This window comes from Streptococcus sp. KHUD_011 (assembly GCF_046352925.1).
GTDB lineage: Bacteria > Bacillota > Bacilli > Lactobacillales > Streptococcaceae > Streptococcus.
This window is the reverse complement of record NZ_CP157578.1, coordinates 1,865,129-1,884,472: the sequence shown is the minus strand read 5'-3', so window position 1 is coordinate 1,884,472 and position 19,344 is coordinate 1,865,129. Positions and strand designations below refer to the sequence as shown.

The following is a 19,344-nucleotide window of genomic DNA, read 5'->3' as shown; positions in this document are numbered from 1 at the left end:
CTTGCCTTGATTACCTTGGTAATCATTCTACGTTTACTGGTAAATTTTTTCTTCCCAGAGATTCCCTATTGGGGGAGATTTTTACTGACAGTAATTTTGGGAGTCTTGGTAATCGTCTCCCTATATTTTATGAATCGAAAAATGCGTAGGTAAAGAGTTTGAAAATGAAAGGAAAAAACATGACTAAACGCGCCTTAATCAGCGTCTCAGATAAAGCGGGCATTGTTGAATTTGCCCAAGAACTTAAAAAACTTGGTTGGGAGATTATCTCGACGGGTGGGACCAAGGTTGCCCTTGACAATGCTGGGGTGGACACCATTGCTATTGATGATGTGACTGGTTTTCCAGAGATGATGGACGGTCGTGTCAAGACTCTACACCCAAATATCCACGGTGGGCTCCTCGCTCGTCGTGATTTGGATAGCCACTTGGAAGCAGCCAAGGAGAACCAAATTGAGCTTATCGACCTTGTAGTGGTCAACCTTTATCCTTTCAAGGAAACGATCCTCAAACCAGATGTGACTTATGCTGATGCGGTGGAGAACATCGATATCGGTGGGCCATCTATGCTTCGCTCAGCTGCGAAAAATCATGCTAGCGTAACAGTTGTGGTAGATCCAGCTGACTATGCTGTGGTTTTGGGACAATTGGCAGCTAACGGCGAAACAAGTTACGAAACTCGCCAACGTTTGGCAGCCAAGGTTTTCCGTCACACAGCAGCTTATGACGCCTTGATTGCAGAGTATTTCACAGCTCAAGTCGGAGAAAGTAAGCCTGAAAAGCTCACTTTAACCTATGACCTCAAGCAAGCCATGCGTTACGGTGAAAACCCTCAACAAGATGCAGACTTTTACCAGAAAGCTTTGCCGACTGACTACTCGATTGCTTCAGCCAAACAGCTTAACGGTAAGGAATTGTCATTCAATAACATCCGTGATGCGGATGCTGCCATTCGTATCATCCGTGACTTCAAAGATCGTCCAACCGTTGTGGCTCTCAAACACATGAATCCATGTGGAATTGGTCAAGCTGATGACATCGAGACTGCTTGGGACTACGCTTATGAGTCTGATCCAGTGTCTATCTTTGGTGGAATTGTCGTTCTTAACCGTGAGGTGGATGCTGCGACAGCTGAGAAGATGCACGGCGTTTTCCTTGAAATCATCATCGCACCAAGCTATACGGATGAGGCGCTAGCTATTTTGACCAATAAAAAGAAAAACTTGCGTATCCTTGCCTTGCCATTTGACGCTCAAGAGGCTAGCGAAGTGGAAGCAGAATATACAGGTGTAGTTGGTGGTCTCCTTGTGCAAAACCAAGACGTAGTGAAAGAAAGCCCAGCTGATTGGCAAGTGGTGACCAAACGCCAACCAACAGAGACAGAAGCGACAGCTCTTGAGTTCGCTTGGAAGGCTATCAAGTACGTCAAATCGAACGGTATCATCATCACCAACGACCACATGACACTTGGTGTTGGCCCAGGTCAAACCAACCGTGTGGCTTCTGTTCGTATTGCCATTGACCAAGCTAAAGACCGTCTTGACGGCGCTGTGCTTGCTTCCGATGCCTTCTTCCCATTTGCGGATAATGTGGAAGAAATCGCCAAAGCAGGTATCAAGGCTATCATCCAGCCAGGTGGGTCCGTCCGTGATCAGGAATCCATCGAAGCTGCTGATAAATACGGCTTGACCATGGTCTTCACAGGCGTGAGACATTTTAGACATTAAGAACGTAAAGGAAAGAAAACAGTTTCTTTCCTTTTTTTGATTAAAAGACAGAACGAAACAGGATTAAAACGAACGTTTGTGATATAATATTAGTAAATAATTCGCAAAAGAGGTTGAGAGATGAAGCTGTTAGTTGTCGGTTCTGGTGGTCGTGAACATGCGATTGCTAAGAAGTTGCTTGAGTCAAAAGAGGTAGAAAAGGTTTTTGTAGCTCCTGGAAATGACGGAATGACTCTGGATGGTTTGGAGTTGGTAAATATCTCTATTTCCGAACATTCTAAATTGATTGAGTTTGCAAAAACCAACGATATTGCTTGGACCTTTATTGGTCCAGATGATGCCCTTGCGACTGGTATCGTGGATGATTTCCATGCAGCTGGTCTCAAAGCCTTTGGTCCGACAAGATTGGCAGCTGAGCTGGAGTGGTCCAAGGATTTTGCCAAGGAAATCATGGTCAAATACGGCGTTCCGACAGCAGCCTATGGCACGTTCTCAGATTTCGAGGAAGCCAAGGCCTATATCGAAAAGCAGGGTGCGCCTATCGTAGTCAAGGCGGATGGCTTGGCGCTTGGGAAAGGTGTCGTTGTTGCGGAGACGGTTGAGCAAGCAGTCGAAACCACTCATGAGATGCTTTTGGACAATAAATTTGGGGACTCAGGTGCGCGTGTGGTTATTGAGGAATTCCTCGACGGAGAGGAATTTTCACTTTTTGCCTTTGTCAATGGTGATAAGTTCTACATCATGCCAACGGCTCAGGACCACAAACGTGCCTATGATGGCGACAAAGGGCCTAACACGGGTGGTATGGGTGCCTATGCGCCAGTTCCACACTTGCCACAGAGCGTGATTGACACAGCAGTGGAGACTATTGTCAAGCCAGTCCTAGAGGGCATGATCCAAGAAGGGCGTCCATATCTGGGAGTTCTTTACGCAGGGCTTATCTTGACAGCTGATGGACCTAAGGTTATCGAGTTTAATGCTCGCTTTGGAGATCCTGAAACTCAGATTATTCTACCTCGATTAACCTCTGATTTTGCCCAAAATATTACGGATATCCTCGATGGCAAGGAGCCAAACATCACCTGGACGGACAAGGGTGTGACTCTGGGTGTGGTTGTCGCATCTAACGGTTATCCGCTAGACTATGAAAAAGGTGTCAAGTTACCAGCCAAGACAGAAGGTGACATTATCACCTATTATGCAGGGGCTAAGTTTGCGGAAAATAGCAGAGCACTGCTATCAAACGGCGGACGTGTCTATATGCTCGTCACCACAGCAGATACTGTCAAAGAAGCCCAAAACACCATCTACAGCCAACTCGACAAACAAAACACAGAAGGGCTCTTCTACCGAACCGATATCGGAAGCAAGGCTATTCGATAAAGATATAAGAGAAAGCGACGCAGTCGCCAAATACGATAATGGTCGCATAACTTGCGAGCGTTAGCGAGCTAATATAGGACAATCGTCGCAGTAGTGGAAATCCTAGTAGCAAAGCTACTAGGAGCGGAAAACTGGAGACTTAGGCTCCAGTTTTAGTAATGGAACGCCTTAGGCGGTCGCTTACGTCCGCACTACATTAGACGATTATTAAAAAAGGAGAAGAAATGAAACCCGTAATTTCCATCATCATGGGCTCAAAATCCGACTGGGAAACCATGCAAAAAACAGCAGAAGTCCTAGACCGCTTCGGTGTAGCCTACGAAAAGAAAGTTGTCTCTGCCCACCGTACACCAGACCTTATGTTCAAGCATGCCGAAGAAGCGCGTAGTCGTGGTATCAAGGTCATCATCGCAGGTGCAGGTGGCGCAGCTCATTTGCCAGGTATGGTCGCAGCTAAAACAACCCTTCCAGTCATTGGTGTGCCCGTAAAATCGCGTGCCCTTAGTGGTGTGGACTCGCTCTACTCTATCGTCCAGATGCCAGGTGGAGTGCCTGTCGCAACTATGGCTATCGGTGAAGCAGGTGCGACCAATGCGGCTCTCTTCGCCCTTCGTCTCCTATCAGTAGAGGATCAGTCTATCGCGACAGCACTGGCAGATTTCGCAGAGGAGCAAGGAAAAATCGCAGAGGAGTCGACAAATGAGCTCATCTAAAACAATCGGAATTATCGGTGGCGGCCAGCTGGGTCAGATGATGGCTATCTCTGCTATCTACATGGGGCACAAGGTTGTAGCGCTGGATCCTGCGGCAGATTGCCCGGCCTCTTGCGTGGCGGAAATCATCGTGGCGCCTTATAATGACGTGGATGCTCTGCGTCAGTTGGCTGAGCGTTGCGATGTCCTCACCTATGAGTTTGAAAATGTCGATGCTGACGGTTTGGATGCGGTTATCAAGGATGGACAACTCCCTCAAGGGACAGATCTGCTCCGCATTTCCCAAAATCGCATTTTTGAAAAGGACTTTCTTTCAAACAAGGCTCAAGTCACTGTAGCACCCTACAAGGTTGTGACTTCAAGCCAAGACTTAGCAGATATCAACTTGTCGAAAAACTATGTTCTCAAGACTGCGACAGGTGGCTACGATGGGCATGGGCAAAAGGTCATTCGCTCAGAAGCAGACTTGGAAGAAGCCTATACACTAGCAGATTCAACAGACTGTGTCTTGGAAGAATTTGTCAACTTTGACCTTGAAATTTCTGTTATCGTGTCAGGAAATGGCAAGGACGTGACGGTTTTCCCAGTTCAGGAAAATATCCACCGAAACAACATTCTTTCAAAAACCATTGTGCCAGCCCGTATTTCAGAAAGTCTAGCTGAAAAAGCAAAAGCCATGGCAGTGAAGATTGCTGAACAGCTTAACCTGTCTGGAACCCTCTGTGTGGAAATGTTTGCGACGGCTGATGACATCATTGTCAATGAGATTGCCCCGCGTCCACACAATTCAGGACACTACTCAATCGAAGCCTGCGACTTTTCACAATTTGACACTCATATTCTTGGTGTTCTCGGAGCACCATTACCAGCCATCAAACTGCATGCCCCAGCTATCATGCTCAATGTTCTCGGCCAACATGTCGATGCTGCTGAAAAATATGTCACAGAAAATCCAAGCGCCCACCTCCACATGTATGGTAAAATAGAAGCGAAGCACAACCGCAAGATGGGGCATGTGACTTTGTTTAGTGATGCGCCGGATGAGGTGGAGGAATTTGGGAAAGGGATTGATTTTTAGTACAAGTCTATGATACAAATTATCGTTAATGCATTTATTGAAAAGGATAAGACTGGAGCAGTCGTTGAAGTCTTGTATGCTAGTAGTGATCACGAAAAGGTAAAGGCTAAATATGAAGAGCTAGTTGCTCTATATCCTGAAAACTATTTAGCAATTTATGATTTACCATTGGATACCGATCTCAATGAATTACTACACTATCCATCTGTGTTTATTGGGAAAGAGGAGTTTGAGTAGAAATCTTGCTTTACCTAGATAGCTTATTCCCAGCAGTTTAAGAAGAAAGGAAAAATTAACAACATGATCGACCGTTACTCTCGCCCTGAGATGGCGAATATTTGGAGTGAAGAAAATAAATACCGTGCTTGGCTTGAGGTGGAAATCTTGGCTGACGAGGCATGGGCTGAGTTGGGGGAAATCCCTAAGGAAGATGTAGCTTTGATTCGTGAAAAAGCGGACTTTGACATCGACCGTATTTTGGAGATTGAGCAGGAGACGCGTCACGATGTGGTGGCTTTCACGCGTGCAGTTTCTGAGACGCTTGGTGAAGAGCGTAAGTGGGTCCACTATGGTTTGACTTCTACCGACGTGGTGGATACGGCCTACGGTTATCTTTACAAGCAGGCCAACGACATCATCCGTCGTGACCTTGAAAACTTCACCAACATCATCGCTGATAAGGCTAAGGAGCACAAGTTTACCATCATGATGGGGCGTACCCACGGTGTGCACGCTGAGCCTACAACCTTTGGTCTGAAATTGGCGACTTGGTACAGCGAAATGAAGCGCAACATCGAGCGTTTCGAGCATGCGGCTGCTGGTGTGGAAGCTGGTAAGATTTCTGGTGCGGTTGGGAACTTTGCCAACATCCCACCATTCGTTGAGCAATATGTCTGCGATAAACTGGGTATTCGTGCCCAAGAAATCTCTACACAGGTGCTTCCTCGTGATCTTCATGCTGAGTACTTTGCAGTTCTTGCCAGCATCGCGACTTCTATCGAACGTATGGCGACTGAGATTCGCGGTTTGCAAAAGTCTGAACAACGTGAAGTGGAAGAATTCTTTGCTAAAGGGCAAAAAGGTTCATCTGCAATGCCTCACAAACGCAACCCTATCGGTTCTGAAAATATGACAGGTCTTGCGCGTGTTATCCGTGGTCACATGATTACAGCTTATGAAAACGTCGCACTCTGGCACGAACGTGATATTTCTCACTCGTCAGCTGAGCGCATCATCACACCAGATACAACTATTTTGATCGACTACATGCTCAACCGTTTTGGAAATATCGTCAAGAACTTGACGGTCTTCCCAGAAAACATGATACGCAACATGAACTCTACGTTTGGTCTTATCTTTAGCCAACGTGCCATGTTGACCTTGATTGAAAAAGGCATGACCCGTGAGCAAGCCTATGACCTGGTGCAACCAAAAACAGCTTACTCTTGGGACAATCAAGTAGACTTTAAACCACTTCTTGAAGCAGATCCAGAAGTGACATCACGCCTCACACAAGAAGAAATCGATGAAATTTTCAACCCAGTTTATTACACTAAACGAGTGAATGATATCTTTGAACGTCTTGGACTGGGTGATTAATTAAAAAAAGAGGCTGGGTATCCAGTCTCTTTAAAATCATAAAAACGCATATTATCAGGTGTTGACATACCTTGATAATATGCATTTTATTTTGGACAGATTTATTTCTTTTTCTTCTGAAATTGAGTTTTATACTCAGCTCTCATTAGGTCTCTGGATATAAATCTTTCATTTTATCTTATTGAATCCATTCGCCGTCGGCATTTACAGCGTAGCTATCAATTGTTGTGTTGACAGCTAAGGCTCCTGAAGGGTATGAATAATACCATTTATCTCCAACTTGGAACCAACCAGTTTTCATTGTACCTAAATTGTCAAGATAATACCATGTGTCTCCTTGGTTGACCCAGCCGGTTTGCATGGCACCTGAGTCGTTGAGATAGTACCATGATCCACCTTGATCGATCCAACCAGTTTGCATAGCACCTGAGTTATCAAGATAATACCATGTACCATTTACTTTCTGCCAACCAGTTTTCATTACACCAGACTCATCTAAGTAGTACCATGCTCCGTCTTTAACCCAACCAGTCTTCACTTTATCTGCATGATCATAGTAATACCATTTGCTTTCAATTAATTTCCATCCAGGTTTACTATTTTTGCTATCTGCTAATTGATGAGTGATTCCGTTAGCAGAGTTAGATTCAGCCTTAGGCCCGCTTTCAACAACTACTTTGAAAGGAGTTTCTGTTCGGCTAGGCTCTTCCTTAGGAATGTCTAGTCTAGGTTTTTCTTCTGCGATTGGAGCAAGGCCATTCTCATCGCCGACATGTGTAATTGGTGCTCCGAATTCCACAATTTGATCGACAGGTTCTTTGGTTACTTGACTATCTAGAACGGTTTCACTAGCCTTTCCATTTTCAGTAAGAACAGATACGTAAGAAGTGCGTTCACCTAGAACTCCAGCTTTAACAACTTTTTCTTGGCCTGCTGGGAGATTCGGATTTTCTTTTCGAATGACTTTAAACGGAATGCTTTCTGTTTTCACAACTAGTTCAGGTTTGGTTTCAACGTTAGCAGCTAGTTCATTTTCATCTAGGCTTCCTGAATGAGTTGCAGCTGGTTTGAGGCCTTGAAGAGCGGTCTTGAGCTTACCTACTAGTGCGTCTAGTTCAGCTTGTTTGCTGCGGTTGAGGTTAAGATTCAGTCCATCTTTTGCTGCCTTGAGTGCAGCTAGGCTTTCTGTGCTATATCCTTCTAAGTTTGTAGGAATTTTAGCTAATTCTTCGCGGAGAGCATTATAATTAGCACGGAAGTAGTCTTTGTTGTGGTCTGCAAAGGCAGTCATGAGTTCAAAGATTTCCTCTTCCTTGTACTCAGCGCTTGGTCTATCTGCCCAGATTGAAAGCATACTTCCGACTGTTGGAAGATCTACTTCAGGATATTTGGTAGAAGCTAGTTGATTGAATGGTGTTTTTCCAGTATTCTCAATAGCTTTTTTGAGGAAACCACCACCATCTTCTGGTTTTTGGCCGAGAATGTAGTACCAGTCACCGTTGGTATTCAAGAACTTATAACCCTTGCTTGCTAGATATTGAGGTGATGCAAGGTTGTAGCCCCACCAGCCTTTAGACCAGTAAGAAATCAAGACATCTTTGTCAAACTGAACATCGTCCTTGTCTTCGTAGTAGAAGCCATCGTTGAAGGCCATTGGTTGTAGCCCTCTTTCTTTGGCCATAGCAGCAAGGCTGTTAGAATAGTCTGCGAACTTGTTATAGAGTCCATACCATTTGAGGTAGTACCAACCTTGGGCGTTGGTCGCATCATTGGCATATTCATCTGTACCATAGTTGAATATCTTTGATTTATCAGCAAAGTAATCCATATACTTACCGATAAGGGCTTTGGTAAATCCAACTGCTTCTTGATTTTCAAGGTCCATGGTTGTTTTTGAGACCTTATCAAAGTTGGCTTGAGGATTCGTGATGCCAAGTTTTTCCATGGCAACGAGCATAGCATCCATATGTCCTGGACTATTGATAGCTGGTATCAGACCAATACCTTTTTCCTTAGCGTATTTAGCTAGCTCTGTCACTTCTGCCTGTGTTAGTGCAGTACCGTTTGGATCGTCGTAGTAAGCTTTAGTTCCTTCGATAATAGCTTTTTTAACGTCATCACTAGCATAGGTTTTTCCGTTGGCAGTAATGGTCATATCATCGAGTAGGAAGCGAAGGCCATCATTTCCTAGAAGGAGGTGGGCATCAGAGTAGCCGAGCTCGCTCGCCTTGTCTACGATGCGTTTGAGTTGATCTAGAGAGAAGTATTTGCGACCTGCATCGATGGAAATGACTTTATTCTTATTCAGTTTTTCAAGTTCGCGTTTAGCATCCTCTTCTTTTTGTGCTTCTGGAGTTAAAGCCAAGTTTTTAATAGCATCTTGAAGGGTTGCGATTGCTTGATCAATCGTATCTTGTTGAGCACGACTGAGGTTGCTATCGAGTGAACGGATGGCTTTTTCAGCTTCTTTGACAGCAGCAAAACTTTCAGCAGTATAGCGGTTAGAGTCTTTTGGTATAGTTTCTAGTGCTTTTTCTGCAGGTTGATAGTTGGCTGCGAAGTATTCAGCGTTGGCATTTGCAAAATGACGCATGAGTTTGAAGAGGCGAGATGGTGAATAACGTGCAGATGGGGTATCGGCCCAAGCAGCTACCATACCACCGATGATTGGCACATCAGCTCCCTCTGTTTTTGGTACAGAAGTGATTGGTGTGTTTTTAATACCATTGAGCCCCTGATCGAGATTGTACCAACCTTGGCCATCAGCGTTTCGTCCAAGAACGTAGTACCAAGCATCATTGGTATTAAGGATTTGGTGACCTTTTTCAGCTAGTAGTTTAGAAGAAGCAACGTCGTAGCCCCCCCAACCACCAGTCCACATAGAAACGATGATGTCTTTGTCAAAACTACCAAAGCTTGTGTCGCTATTGTAGTAGATACCGTCGTTAAAGGCCATTGGTTTGAGACCGTGAGATTTTACAATACGAGCGAGGTCATTAGCGTAAGAGATGAATTTTTCATATCCTTTTTCAGGGTAACCTTCATTTGGATAATATTTATCAGCTTGAAGCACACTCCAACCTTTAGCATCTGTCGCATCATTGGCATATTCATCTAGTCCAATATTGAAGATTTCAGATTTCTTAGAGAAGTAGTTAGCGTATTTGTCAATCAGAGTTTTTGTGAAATCGACTGCTTGTTTATTATTTAAGTCAACAGTTCGTTCCGATTTTTTACCAAAATAATCAAAGTTAGGATTTTCAATGCCAAGTTCTTTCATAGCATGGAGCATAGCATCCATATGTCCAGGACTATTGACAGTTGGAATCACACCAATTCCCTTATCTTTGGCATAATTAATCAAATCGGTCATCTGACTTTCAGTGAGATGGTTACCATTTGGATCATCGTAATAAGCATTTGTTCCATTTTCAATGGCGCGTTTGACATCATCACTAGAGTAGGTTTTATCGCCCACTTTCATAGACATATCGTCCAACATGAAACGGAGGCCATCGTTACCTACCAAGAGATGAAGATCTGTGTAACCATATTCTTTCGCTTTGTCGATAATTTCTTTGAGCTGCTCAGGTGAGAAATATTTACGTCCGGCATCAATTGAAACGATTTTTCGTTTAGCTAATTTTTCATTTTCAGTTGCAGCACGTTCCTTTCCTGCCTCTGTTGCCGGTTTGTCAGCCTCTGCTTTCGTTTCATCTTTTTTAGCTGGTTTATCCTTGTCAGCTTCTGACTTATCAGTCTTGTCTGTATCCGACTCTTTAGAATTAGCCTCTTTCTGCTCTTTCTTTTTAGGGCTAGCTTCCTCTGCCTTTTTATCGGCAGCTTCTTTTTCAACAGAAGTTGGGGTTACCACTTCTTCTTTATCACTAGGAGTTGAACTAACTTCCTCTTGTGTTTTTTCCTCTGTTTTTGGAAGACTAGCTACCTTATCAGTAGCTGGAGTTTCTGTTTCTACAGTTTTTGGAGTTTCTGGTTGAAGCTCTGCTTCAGGTGTTTCCTCAGTCCGATTTTCGGATGGTTGAGGGGAATCGGAAACCGTATGGATGGTCGGTTGGTTTTCTGTAGTAGGAGTAACTCCATCGGCTGCAACAGCCTGTGCTTGGAAGGCAAATCCAATTAGAACAGAAGCTGCTCCTACAGCGTATTTACGAATGGAAAAACGTTGTTGTTTTTCTTGTTTCATTGCAAAACCTCCTGATTGTATTTTATATTGATAGCGTTTACATAAAACAACACCCTTATTTTATTTCTTATATTAATAAGAGTCAAGAGGAGGTGATAAAAAACTATAATAAGTATAAAAAAATATAAAATTTAAGCTTAAGATTTCAGATTGGTTGTAAAAGAAACATATATATATTTAGTAGAAATTTTTTAGCCCTATTTCTATAAAATACTCTACAAACTATAGAATCTACTATAAAAGGTAAGCGCTACCTTTTTGGTATGGTATAATAAGCATAGAAAAAGCCCAAGCAAGGCTTAGGCTTTCTTCTTAGTGATCACGGTCACATGAAATGAATTTGATTTTGTAGTAATCTGCGCGTTTATATGTTTCGCTGTATGCAAGAACTTGACCAGTAGACTCTAGTTTAGTAGTCTTGGTTTGTAAAACGGTTGGGAATTGTTCATCGACTCCGAGGATTGAAGCCGCATGTTCTGGAGTTGGAAATGCTATTTCATTGATTTCTTCAAAATGTTCATCATTCATGTGAATGTGGTAATCCAATTTGAAACGGTTATAGATAGAGCTATAATATTCAAGATTTGGATAATTTGCGTTGATGTATTGTTCTGGGATATAAGATGTATGGTAGATGTACACAACACCACCCGTTTCGCGAACGCGTTCAATCTTGTAGTAGAACTGATCTCCGCGTAGTCCAAGTTTTTCTAAGTAGCTTAGTTTGTTTCCACGCTCAATAGAAAGGACGGTAACTTTATCATCTTTCGTTTCAAAAACTTCTACATCTGAAAACTCTACGAGTTTGTGTTTGCGTGCGCGTGAAACGAATGTACCCTTTCCTTGTTGACGGACAATATAGCCATCCTTGGCAAGGTCGTTTAAAGCGCGAACAACTGTGATAGAACTAACATCATACATTGCAATCAATTCAGCTTCAGTGTAGAATTTATCTCCACTGGCAAATTGACCAGAAATGATTTTGTTCTTTAATTCATCTTTAATATATTGATACTTTGGAATTGCCATATTTTCACCTCGATTTTCCTTCTCCGTTAAAGATTTTACCATAAAACTGGAAAGAATAGTAGCCTTTTGAATAAAAAAATTAGAATAATAGGCTATAAGGTTAATTTACATAGGAATAAATAGAAAAATCTACATTTTTATACATGGTACTAAAATGTTGTTATGACTATAAATTACAAGATTTTTATAAGTTTTTTGTGTAAAATTTAGTGAAAAATGAAAAAAATTGTGAAAACCTATTGACAAATGTAAGATATTGAGATATATTTACTATATCAACAAATGAAAGCGTAAACTTTATTGTCAGAAGGTAAGAATATGACACGATTTGAGATACGGGATGATTTTTATCTCGATGGAAAATCATTTAAGATTTTATCTGGCGCCATTCATTATTTTAGGGTTCCTCCAGAAGATTGGTATCATTCGCTCTATAACTTGAAGGCTCTTGGTTTTAATACAGTAGAGACTTATGTGGCCTGGAATTTACACGAGCCTCGTGAGGGTGAGTTTCACTTTGAAGGAGCTCTGGATTTGGAGGGATTTCTTGAGACGGCACAAGATTTGGGTCTCTACGCTATCGTTCGTCCCTCTCCCTTCATCTGTGCGGAGTGGGAATTCGGTGGCTTACCAGCCTGGCTCTTAACAAAGAATATGAGACTTCGTTCCTCAGATCCTGCTTATATTGAAGCTGTCGGTCGCTACTATGACCAGCTCTTGTCACGGTTGGTTCCACATTTGTTGGACAATGGTGGCAATATCCTCATGATGCAGGTTGAAAATGAGTATGGTTCTTATGGAGAAGATAAGGCTTATCTGAGAGCAATTCGACAGTTGATGGAAGAGCGTGGCGTAACCTGTCCTCTCTTTACATCAGATGGTCCATGGAGAGCTACTCTGAAAGCTGGAACCTTAATAGAAGATGACCTCTTTGTAACAGGAAACTTTGGTTCTAAGGCACCTTATAACTTTTCACAGATGCAGGAATTCTTTGATGAACATGGCAAGAAATGGCCGCTCATGTGTATGGAGTTCTGGGATGGCTGGTTCAATCGTTGGAAAGAACCGATTATCACACGGGATCCAAAAGAGTTGGCAGATGCAGTTCGAGAGGTTTTGGAACAAGGCTCTATCAATCTATACATGTTCCACGGTGGTACAAACTTTGGTTTCATGAATGGTTGCTCGGCTAGAGGAACCTTAGATTTGCCACAAGTTACATCTTATGATTACGATGCCCTTCTGGATGAAGAAGGAAATCCAACTGCCAAATATTTGGCAGTCAAGAAGATGATGGCGACACATTTTCCAGAGTATCCGCAGTTGGAACCACTCTACAAAGAGAGTATGGAGTTGGATGCCATTCCACTAGTAGAAAAAGTTTCCTTGTTTGAAACCTTAGATAGCTTGTCTAGTCCGATAGAAAGCCTCTATCCTAAAAAGATGGAGGAGTTGGGACAAAGCTATGGCTATCTACTCTATCGAACAGAAACAAACTGGGATGCAGAAGAAGAAAGACTTCGTATCATTGACGGTCGAGATAGAGCTCAGCTTTATGTCGATGGTCAGTGGGTCGAAACCCAATATCAGACAGAGATTGGGGAAGATATTTTTTATCAAGGTAAAAAGAAAGCGCTATCTAGGTTAGATATCTTGGTAGAAAATATGGGGCGTGTCAACTATGGACACAAGTTCTTAGCGGATACGCAACGTAAGGGAATTCGGACAGGGGTTTGTAAGGATTTACACTTCTTACTAAACTGGAAACACTATCCACTCCCACTAGACAATCCTGAGAAAATTGATTTTTCAAAAGGATGGGCAGAAGGACAACCAGCCTTTTATGCTTATGATTTTACAATCGAAGCGCCAAAAGATACTTACCTAGACTTGTCTGAGTTTGGTAAGGGAGTTGCCTTTGTCAATGGGCAGAATCTAGGACGTTTTTGGAACGTCGGCCCAACCCTCTCGCTTTATATCCCTCATAGCTATCTTAAGGAAGGTGCCAACCGCATCATTATCTTTGAAACAGAAGGTGAATATAAAGAAGAGATTTATTTAACTCGTAAACCTACACTAAAACACATAAAGGGGGAAAACTTATGACAATTGTAGGATGCCGTATCGATGGACGTTTGATCCACGGACAAGTAGCCAATCTTTGGGCTGGAAAACTAAATGTTTCACGTATTATGGTTGTAGATGACGAAGTTGTCAACAACGACGTTGAAAAGAGTGGTTTGAAACTAGCGACACCACCAGGTGTAAAATTGAGTATTTTGCCAATTGAGAAAGCGGCAGCCAATATTCTTGCTGGAAAATACGATAGCCAACGTCTCTTTATCGTGGCTCGTAAACCAGACCGCTTCCTTGGCTTGGTCGAAGCAGGTGTACCACTGGAAACCCTCAATGTTGGGAATATGTCTCAAACACCAGAAACTCGTGCCATCACACGTTCTATCAACGTAGTGGATAAGGATGTGGAAGATTTCCACAAACTGGCAGAAAAAGGTGTTAAACTTACTGCTCAAATGGTTCCAAATGATCCAATTTCAGACTTTTTGAGCTTATTAAAATAGGAAAAAATTTTTAGGAGGTCATTGTTATGATACAATGGTGGCAAATTTTACTTCTCACTTTGTACTCAGCTTATCAAATCTGTGATGAGTTGACGATCGTTTCATCTGCAGGTTCCCCTGTATTTGCTGGTTTCATTACTGGTTTGATTATGGGAGATGTGACTACTGGTCTGCTTATCGGTGGTAACTTGCAACTGTTCGTTCTTGGGGTTGGTACCTTCGGTGGTGCTTCTCGTATCGACGCAACTTCTGGTGCGGTTCTTGCAACAGCATTCTCAGTTTCACAAGGAATCGCTACAGACCTTGCGATTACAACAATCGCTGTACCAGTAGCAGCACTTTTAACATACTTCGACGTTCTTGGACGTATGACAACTACTTTCTTCGCACACCGTATTGATGCTGCAATCGACCGCTTTGATTACAAAGGTATCGAACGCAACTACTTGCTTGGTGCGATTCCATGGGCTCTATCTCGTGCCCTTCCAGTCTTCTTCGCGCTTGCCTTTGGTGGTGCCTTTGTACAATCAGTGGTAGACTTCGTTGAAGCCTACAAATGGGTTGCAGATGGCTTGACACTTGCAGGACGTATGCTTCCAGGTCTTGGATTTGCAATCTTGCTTCGTTACCTTCCAGTTAAACGTAACCTTCACTACCTTGCTATGGGATTTGGTTTGACAGCTATGTTGACTGTTCTTTACTCATATGTAACAGGTCTTGGTGGCGCTGTTGCAGGTATTATCGGTACTCTACCTAAAGATGTTGCTGAAAAAATTGGTTTCGTGAACAACTTCAAAGGTTTGTCTATGATTGGTATCTCTATCGTAGGTATCTTCCTTGCAGTGCTTCACTTCAAAAATAGCCAAAAAGTAGCTGTAGCAGCACCTTCTACACCATCAGAAAGTGGGGAAATCGAAGATGACGAATTCTAATTACAAACTTACAAAAGAAGATTTTAATCAAATCAACAAACGTAGCTTGTTTACTTTCCAATTGGGTTGGAACTACGAACGTATGCAAGCTTCTGGTTACCTTTACATGATCCTGCCTCAGTTGCGTAAAATGTATGGGGATGGCACTCCTGAATTGAAAGAAATGATGAAAGTTCATACTCAATTCTTCAATACTTCACCATTCTTCCATACCATTATCGCTGGTTTTGACCTTGCCATGGAAGAAAAAGATGGTGTGGGTGCAAAAGACGCCGTTAACGGTATCAAGACAGGTTTGATGGGACCATTCGCTCCTCTTGGGGATACAATCTTTGGTTCACTTGTACCTGCTATCATGGGTTCTATCGCAGCAACTATGGCTATCGCTGGCCAACCTTGGGGTATCTTCCTTTGGATTGCAGTTGCAGTAGCGTATGACATCTTCCGTTGGAAACAGTTGGAATTTGCCTATAAAGAAGGGGTTAACCTTATCAACAACATGCAAAGTACATTGACAGCTTTGATTGACGCTGCATCTGTACTTGGTGTCTTCATGATGGGTGCTCTTGTAGCCACAATGATCAACTTTGAAATTTCTTATAAATTGCCAATCGGTGAAAAGATGATTGATTTCCAAGACATCTTGAACTCAATCTTCCCACGCTTGCTTCCAGCAATCTTTACTGCTTTTATCTTCTGGTTGCTTGGTAAGAAAGGTATGACTTCTACAAAAGCAATTGGTATCATCATTGCTCTTGCATTAGGTCTTTCATTCATCGGTAAATTCTTACTTGGAATGGGCGCATAATCTATGGCTAAATCATTAATTTTGGTGAGTCATGGTCGCTTCTGTGAAGAACTTAAAGGTAGCACTGAAATGATCATGGGTCCACAAGACAACATTTACACAGTGGCTCTTCTTCCAGAAGATGGCCCAGAAGAATTTACTGCAAAATTTGAAGCTGCTATTGAAGGTTTGGATGATTTCCTAGTCTTTGCGGATCTTCTCGGTGGAACACCATGTAACGTGGTAAGCCGTTTAATTATGGAAGGTCGTGATATCGAACTTTACGCAGGGATGAATCTTCCAATGGTGATTGAATTTATCAATGCGAGCCTGACAGGCGCAGAGGCGGACTATAAGAACCGTGCTGCAGAAAGCATTGTGAAAGTCAATGACCTGTTAGCAGGCTTTGATGATGACGAAGATGAATAATACTCTTCGAAAATCAAATTCAAACTACGTCAACGTCGCCTTGCCGTATAGATGTTACTGACTTCGTCAGTTCTATCTGCAACCTCAAAGCAGTGCTTTGAGCAGCCTGCGGCTAGTTTGCTCTTTGATTTTCATTGAGTATACGATGTGACAACGTGAAAATCGTTAGAGCATTTTATATAGAATATACATGGGAATGGGGCTTACTCCCATTCCCATATTTAATAGAAAAAGAGGAACTCAATGCTACATTATACAAAAGAAGATTTGCTCGAATTGGGTGCAGAAATCACTACACGTGAAATCTACCAACAACCAGATGTATGGAGAGAAGCTTTTGAATCTTATCAAGCAAAACGTGAAGAAATTGCAGCCTTCCTGCAAGGGATTGCTGATAAACATGACTATATCAAGGTAATCTTGACAGGTGCTGGGACTTCTGCTTATGTGGGAGATACCTTGGTACCTTACTTTAAGGAAGTCTATGACGAACGCAAATGGAATTTCAATGCTATTGCGACAACAGATATCGTTGCCAATCCAGAAACTTATTTGAAAAAAGATGTGGTAACTGTCCTTGTATCTTTTGCTCGTAGTGGGAACTCACCTGAAAGTGTGGCGACTGTTGAATTGGCCAAAGCCTTGGTGGATGAGCTTTATCAAGTGACGATTACTTGTGCTGCAGATGGGAAATTGGCTCTTCAAGCTCATGGAGATGACCGCAATCTCTTGCTTTTGCAACCAGCTGCTTCTAATGATGCTGGCTTTGCCATGACCTCTAGCTTTACGTCTATGATGTTGACAGCTCTCTTAGTCTTTGATCCTACAGAATTTGCTGTTAAGTCTGAACGTTTTGAAGTTGTATCTAGTCTTGCCCGTAAAATTCTAGACAATGCAGAAGATGTCAAAGAACTTGTTGACCTAGACTTTAACCGTGTCATCTATCTAGGCGCTGGTCCTTTCTTTGGACTTGCTCATGAAGCTCAGCTCAAGATTTTGGAACTGACTGCTGGTCAAGTTGCGACTATGTATGAAAGCCCAGTTGGCTTCCGTCACGGTCCAAAATCTCTTATCAACGAAGATACAGTTGTTTTGGTCTTTGGTACAACAACAGACTACACTCGCAAGTACGACTTGGATTTGGTTCGTGAAGTTGCTGGTGACCAGATTGCTCGCCGTGTTGTGCTTTTGAGTGATCAAGCCTTTGGTCTTGCAAATGTCAAAGAAGTGGCCCTTGGTTGTGGCGGTGTCTTGAATGATATTTACCGTGTCTTCCCTTACATCGTTTATGCCCAACTCTTTGCCCTATTGACTTCACTCAAGGTAGAAAATAAACCAGATACACCGTCTCCTACAGGTACAGTAAACCGTGTGGTACAAGGTGTTATCATCCACGAATATCAAAAGTAAGACTCTTCGAAAACCTCTTTAAACCATACTAGTGTCGCCTTGCCGTAGGTATATGTTACTGACTTCGTCAGTCTTATCCGGCAACCTCAAAACAGTGTTTTGAGCTGACTTCGTCAGTTCTATCTGCAACCTCAAAGCAGTACTTTGAGCAGCCTGCGGCTAGCTTCCTAGTTTGCTCTTTGATTTTCATTGAGTATAAGGTAGTGTTTATGAATTCTTGACAAGAGGATTTGTAAATTATCAGATAAACCATAGATTGTCAGTAGGCTTTCTATGGTTTGTTTGCTTGAGAGAAATAGTAAAAGGAGAACAGAATGAAAGCATACACAGAGCGTGTATTTGGAAATGTTGGGGGCAAGGATGTCTTGGCCTATCGTTTTGAGACGGACGGTGGCTACCAGCTTGAGGTTATGACTTATGGTGCGACCATCTTGCGCTATGTCACACCTGACAAGGCTGGAAATTTTGCCAATGTTATCTTGGGATTTGATGACTTTGATAGCTATGTAGGCAATAGTCCCAAGCATGGAGCTAGCGTAGGTCCTGTGGCAGGACGTATTGCAGGTGCGACTTTTGAGCTCAATGGCAAGACCTATGACCTTGAAGTCAACAATGCTAGCAACTGTAACCACAGTGGTTCAACAGGTTGGGATTCCAGTTTGTTTGAACCAGTTGAAGTGAGCGACCATGGCTTGACCCTCTACACAGAGCGTACAGATGGGACAGGCGGATTTCCTGGCAATCTCAAGATTTGGATTAGCTACTATTTGGAAGAAACTGGTGCCTACGAAATCAGCTACAAGGTAACGACCGATCAAGATACGCTGGTCAATCCAACCAATCACAGCTATTTCAACTTGTCTGGTGATTTCACGCAGACGATTGACCGCCATGTCTTTCAACTAAATACTGAGGGCATTTATCCAATCGCTCCTGACGGTGTTCCAGCCAAAACTCCAGACGCTATTCGTGATGTGGTCAAACACATCTACAATGGTGCTTTGCTCAAGGATATCTTTGCAGAAGAAGATGAGCAAATTCAGCTGGTGTCTGGTTTAGACCACCCCTTTGCCCTTCCTGCAAGTCATGACAATGCTGGTTTCCTTTATGACCAAAACTCAGGTCGCTTCTTGCTTTTCAAGACAGAGGCTCCGTGTTTTGTGGTCTACACAGCAAACTTTGTGGATGAAAGTGTCATCATAGGAGGTCAACCAATGGTGCAGCACAATGGGATTGCCCTTGAAGCGCAAGCTCTACCAGATGCCATTCACAGTGACCTCAAAGACCAAGTCATTCTCAAAGCAGGGCAAACCTTCACCAGTAAGACACGTTATGAGCTTGTTGTGAAATAAGAGGATAGGAATTTCTACTTTTGGGGTGAATAGCATTTGCCTTATAACATTAGTAGAAATGGGCAAAGAATAGGAAAATATGATATAATTTAATATTGAAAATACCTGTCCTATCTAAAGGA

The 19,344-nt window shown here is 42.7% G+C and carries 15 protein-coding genes; 13 read left to right on the top strand and 2 right to left on the bottom strand.

What is annotated here, in order from left to right; all coding sequences use genetic code 11:
* The first annotated feature begins 179 nt into the window (after positions 1-179).
* The 6 genes from purH (at position 180) to purB (ending at position 6,500) form a co-directional block, all read left to right on the top strand.
* Complete coding sequence (gene purH, locus ABKJ27_RS09140; RefSeq protein WP_410011744.1) at positions 180-1,727, top strand: bifunctional phosphoribosylaminoimidazolecarboxamide formyltransferase/IMP cyclohydrolase; 1,548 nt, start codon at positions 180-182, stop codon at positions 1,725-1,727.
* A 120-nt stretch (positions 1,728-1,847) separates the two neighbouring features.
* Entirely contained in the window at positions 1,848-3,110 is a 1,263-nt protein-coding gene (purD, locus tag ABKJ27_RS09135; RefSeq protein WP_410011743.1) for a phosphoribosylamine--glycine ligase, read from the top strand.
* Positions 3,111-3,334: 224 nt separating this feature from the next.
* Entirely contained in the window at positions 3,335-3,823 is a 489-nt protein-coding gene (gene purE, locus ABKJ27_RS09130; protein ID WP_410011742.1) for a 5-(carboxyamino)imidazole ribonucleotide mutase, read from the top strand.
* Positions 3,810-4,901 (top strand): 5-(carboxyamino)imidazole ribonucleotide synthase, encoded by a 1,092-nt coding sequence (gene purK / locus ABKJ27_RS09125; protein ID WP_000099071.1) that lies wholly within the window; start codon positions 3,810-3,812, stop codon positions 4,899-4,901. Before purE ends, purK begins: the two co-directional genes overlap by 14 nt.
* A 9-nt stretch (positions 4,902-4,910) precedes the next feature.
* Entirely contained in the window at positions 4,911-5,138 is a 228-nt protein-coding gene (locus ABKJ27_RS09120) for a hypothetical protein (RefSeq protein ID WP_000614686.1), read from the top strand.
* A gap of 63 nt (positions 5,139-5,201) precedes the next feature.
* A complete protein-coding gene (gene purB / locus ABKJ27_RS09115; protein ID WP_410011741.1) occupies positions 5,202-6,500 on the top strand; it encodes an adenylosuccinate lyase in 1,299 nt (432 codons plus the stop codon).
* A gap of 178 nt (positions 6,501-6,678) precedes the next feature.
* On the opposite strand, the gene ABKJ27_RS09110 is transcribed toward purB, so the two are convergent.
* Positions 6,679-10,704 (bottom strand): family 20 glycosylhydrolase, encoded by a 4,026-nt coding sequence (locus ABKJ27_RS09110; protein ID WP_410011740.1) that lies wholly within the window; start codon positions 10,702-10,704, stop codon positions 6,679-6,681.
* A gap of 312 nt (positions 10,705-11,016) precedes the next feature.
* Positions 11,017-11,733, bottom strand: coding sequence for a GntR family transcriptional regulator (locus tag ABKJ27_RS09105; RefSeq protein WP_001007193.1), 717 nt, complete (start codon positions 11,731-11,733; stop codon positions 11,017-11,019).
* A gap of 318 nt (positions 11,734-12,051) precedes the next feature.
* On the opposite strand from ABKJ27_RS09105, the gene ABKJ27_RS09100 reads away from it, so the two are divergent.
* The 7 genes from ABKJ27_RS09100 (at position 12,052) to ABKJ27_RS09070 (ending at position 19,222) form a co-directional block, all read left to right on the top strand.
* The gene (locus ABKJ27_RS09100) at positions 12,052-13,839 is read left to right on the top strand and encodes a glycoside hydrolase family 35 protein (protein ID WP_410011739.1); all 1,788 of its coding nucleotides are present in this window, start codon (positions 12,052-12,054) and stop codon (positions 13,837-13,839) included.
* A complete protein-coding gene (locus tag ABKJ27_RS09095) occupies positions 13,836-14,312 on the top strand; it encodes a PTS sugar transporter subunit IIB (RefSeq protein WP_000156970.1) in 477 nt (158 codons plus the stop codon). The genes ABKJ27_RS09100 and ABKJ27_RS09095 overlap by 4 nt, the downstream gene beginning before the upstream one ends.
* Positions 14,313-14,338: 26 nt before the next feature.
* Positions 14,339-15,244, top strand: a complete 906-nt coding sequence (locus tag ABKJ27_RS09090; protein WP_203212719.1) for a PTS mannose/fructose/sorbose/N-acetylgalactosamine transporter subunit IIC — start codon at positions 14,339-14,341, stop codon at positions 15,242-15,244.
* On the top strand, positions 15,231-16,052 hold the full coding sequence (locus ABKJ27_RS09085) for a PTS system mannose/fructose/sorbose family transporter subunit IID (protein WP_020902272.1): 822 nt from the start codon (positions 15,231-15,233) through the stop codon (positions 16,050-16,052). The genes ABKJ27_RS09090 and ABKJ27_RS09085 overlap by 14 nt, the downstream gene beginning before the upstream one ends.
* A 3-nt stretch (positions 16,053-16,055) precedes the next feature.
* Positions 16,056-16,460, top strand: coding sequence for a PTS sugar transporter subunit IIA (locus ABKJ27_RS09080; RefSeq protein WP_410011738.1), 405 nt, complete (start codon positions 16,056-16,058; stop codon positions 16,458-16,460).
* 243 nt (positions 16,461-16,703) lie between these two features.
* Entirely contained in the window at positions 16,704-17,870 is a 1,167-nt protein-coding gene (locus ABKJ27_RS09075) for an SIS domain-containing protein (RefSeq protein ID WP_410011737.1), read from the top strand.
* A gap of 314 nt (positions 17,871-18,184) precedes the next feature.
* Positions 18,185-19,222 (top strand): aldose epimerase family protein, encoded by a 1,038-nt coding sequence (locus ABKJ27_RS09070; RefSeq protein WP_410011736.1) that lies wholly within the window; start codon positions 18,185-18,187, stop codon positions 19,220-19,222.
* Positions 19,223-19,344 lie beyond the last annotated feature (122 nt).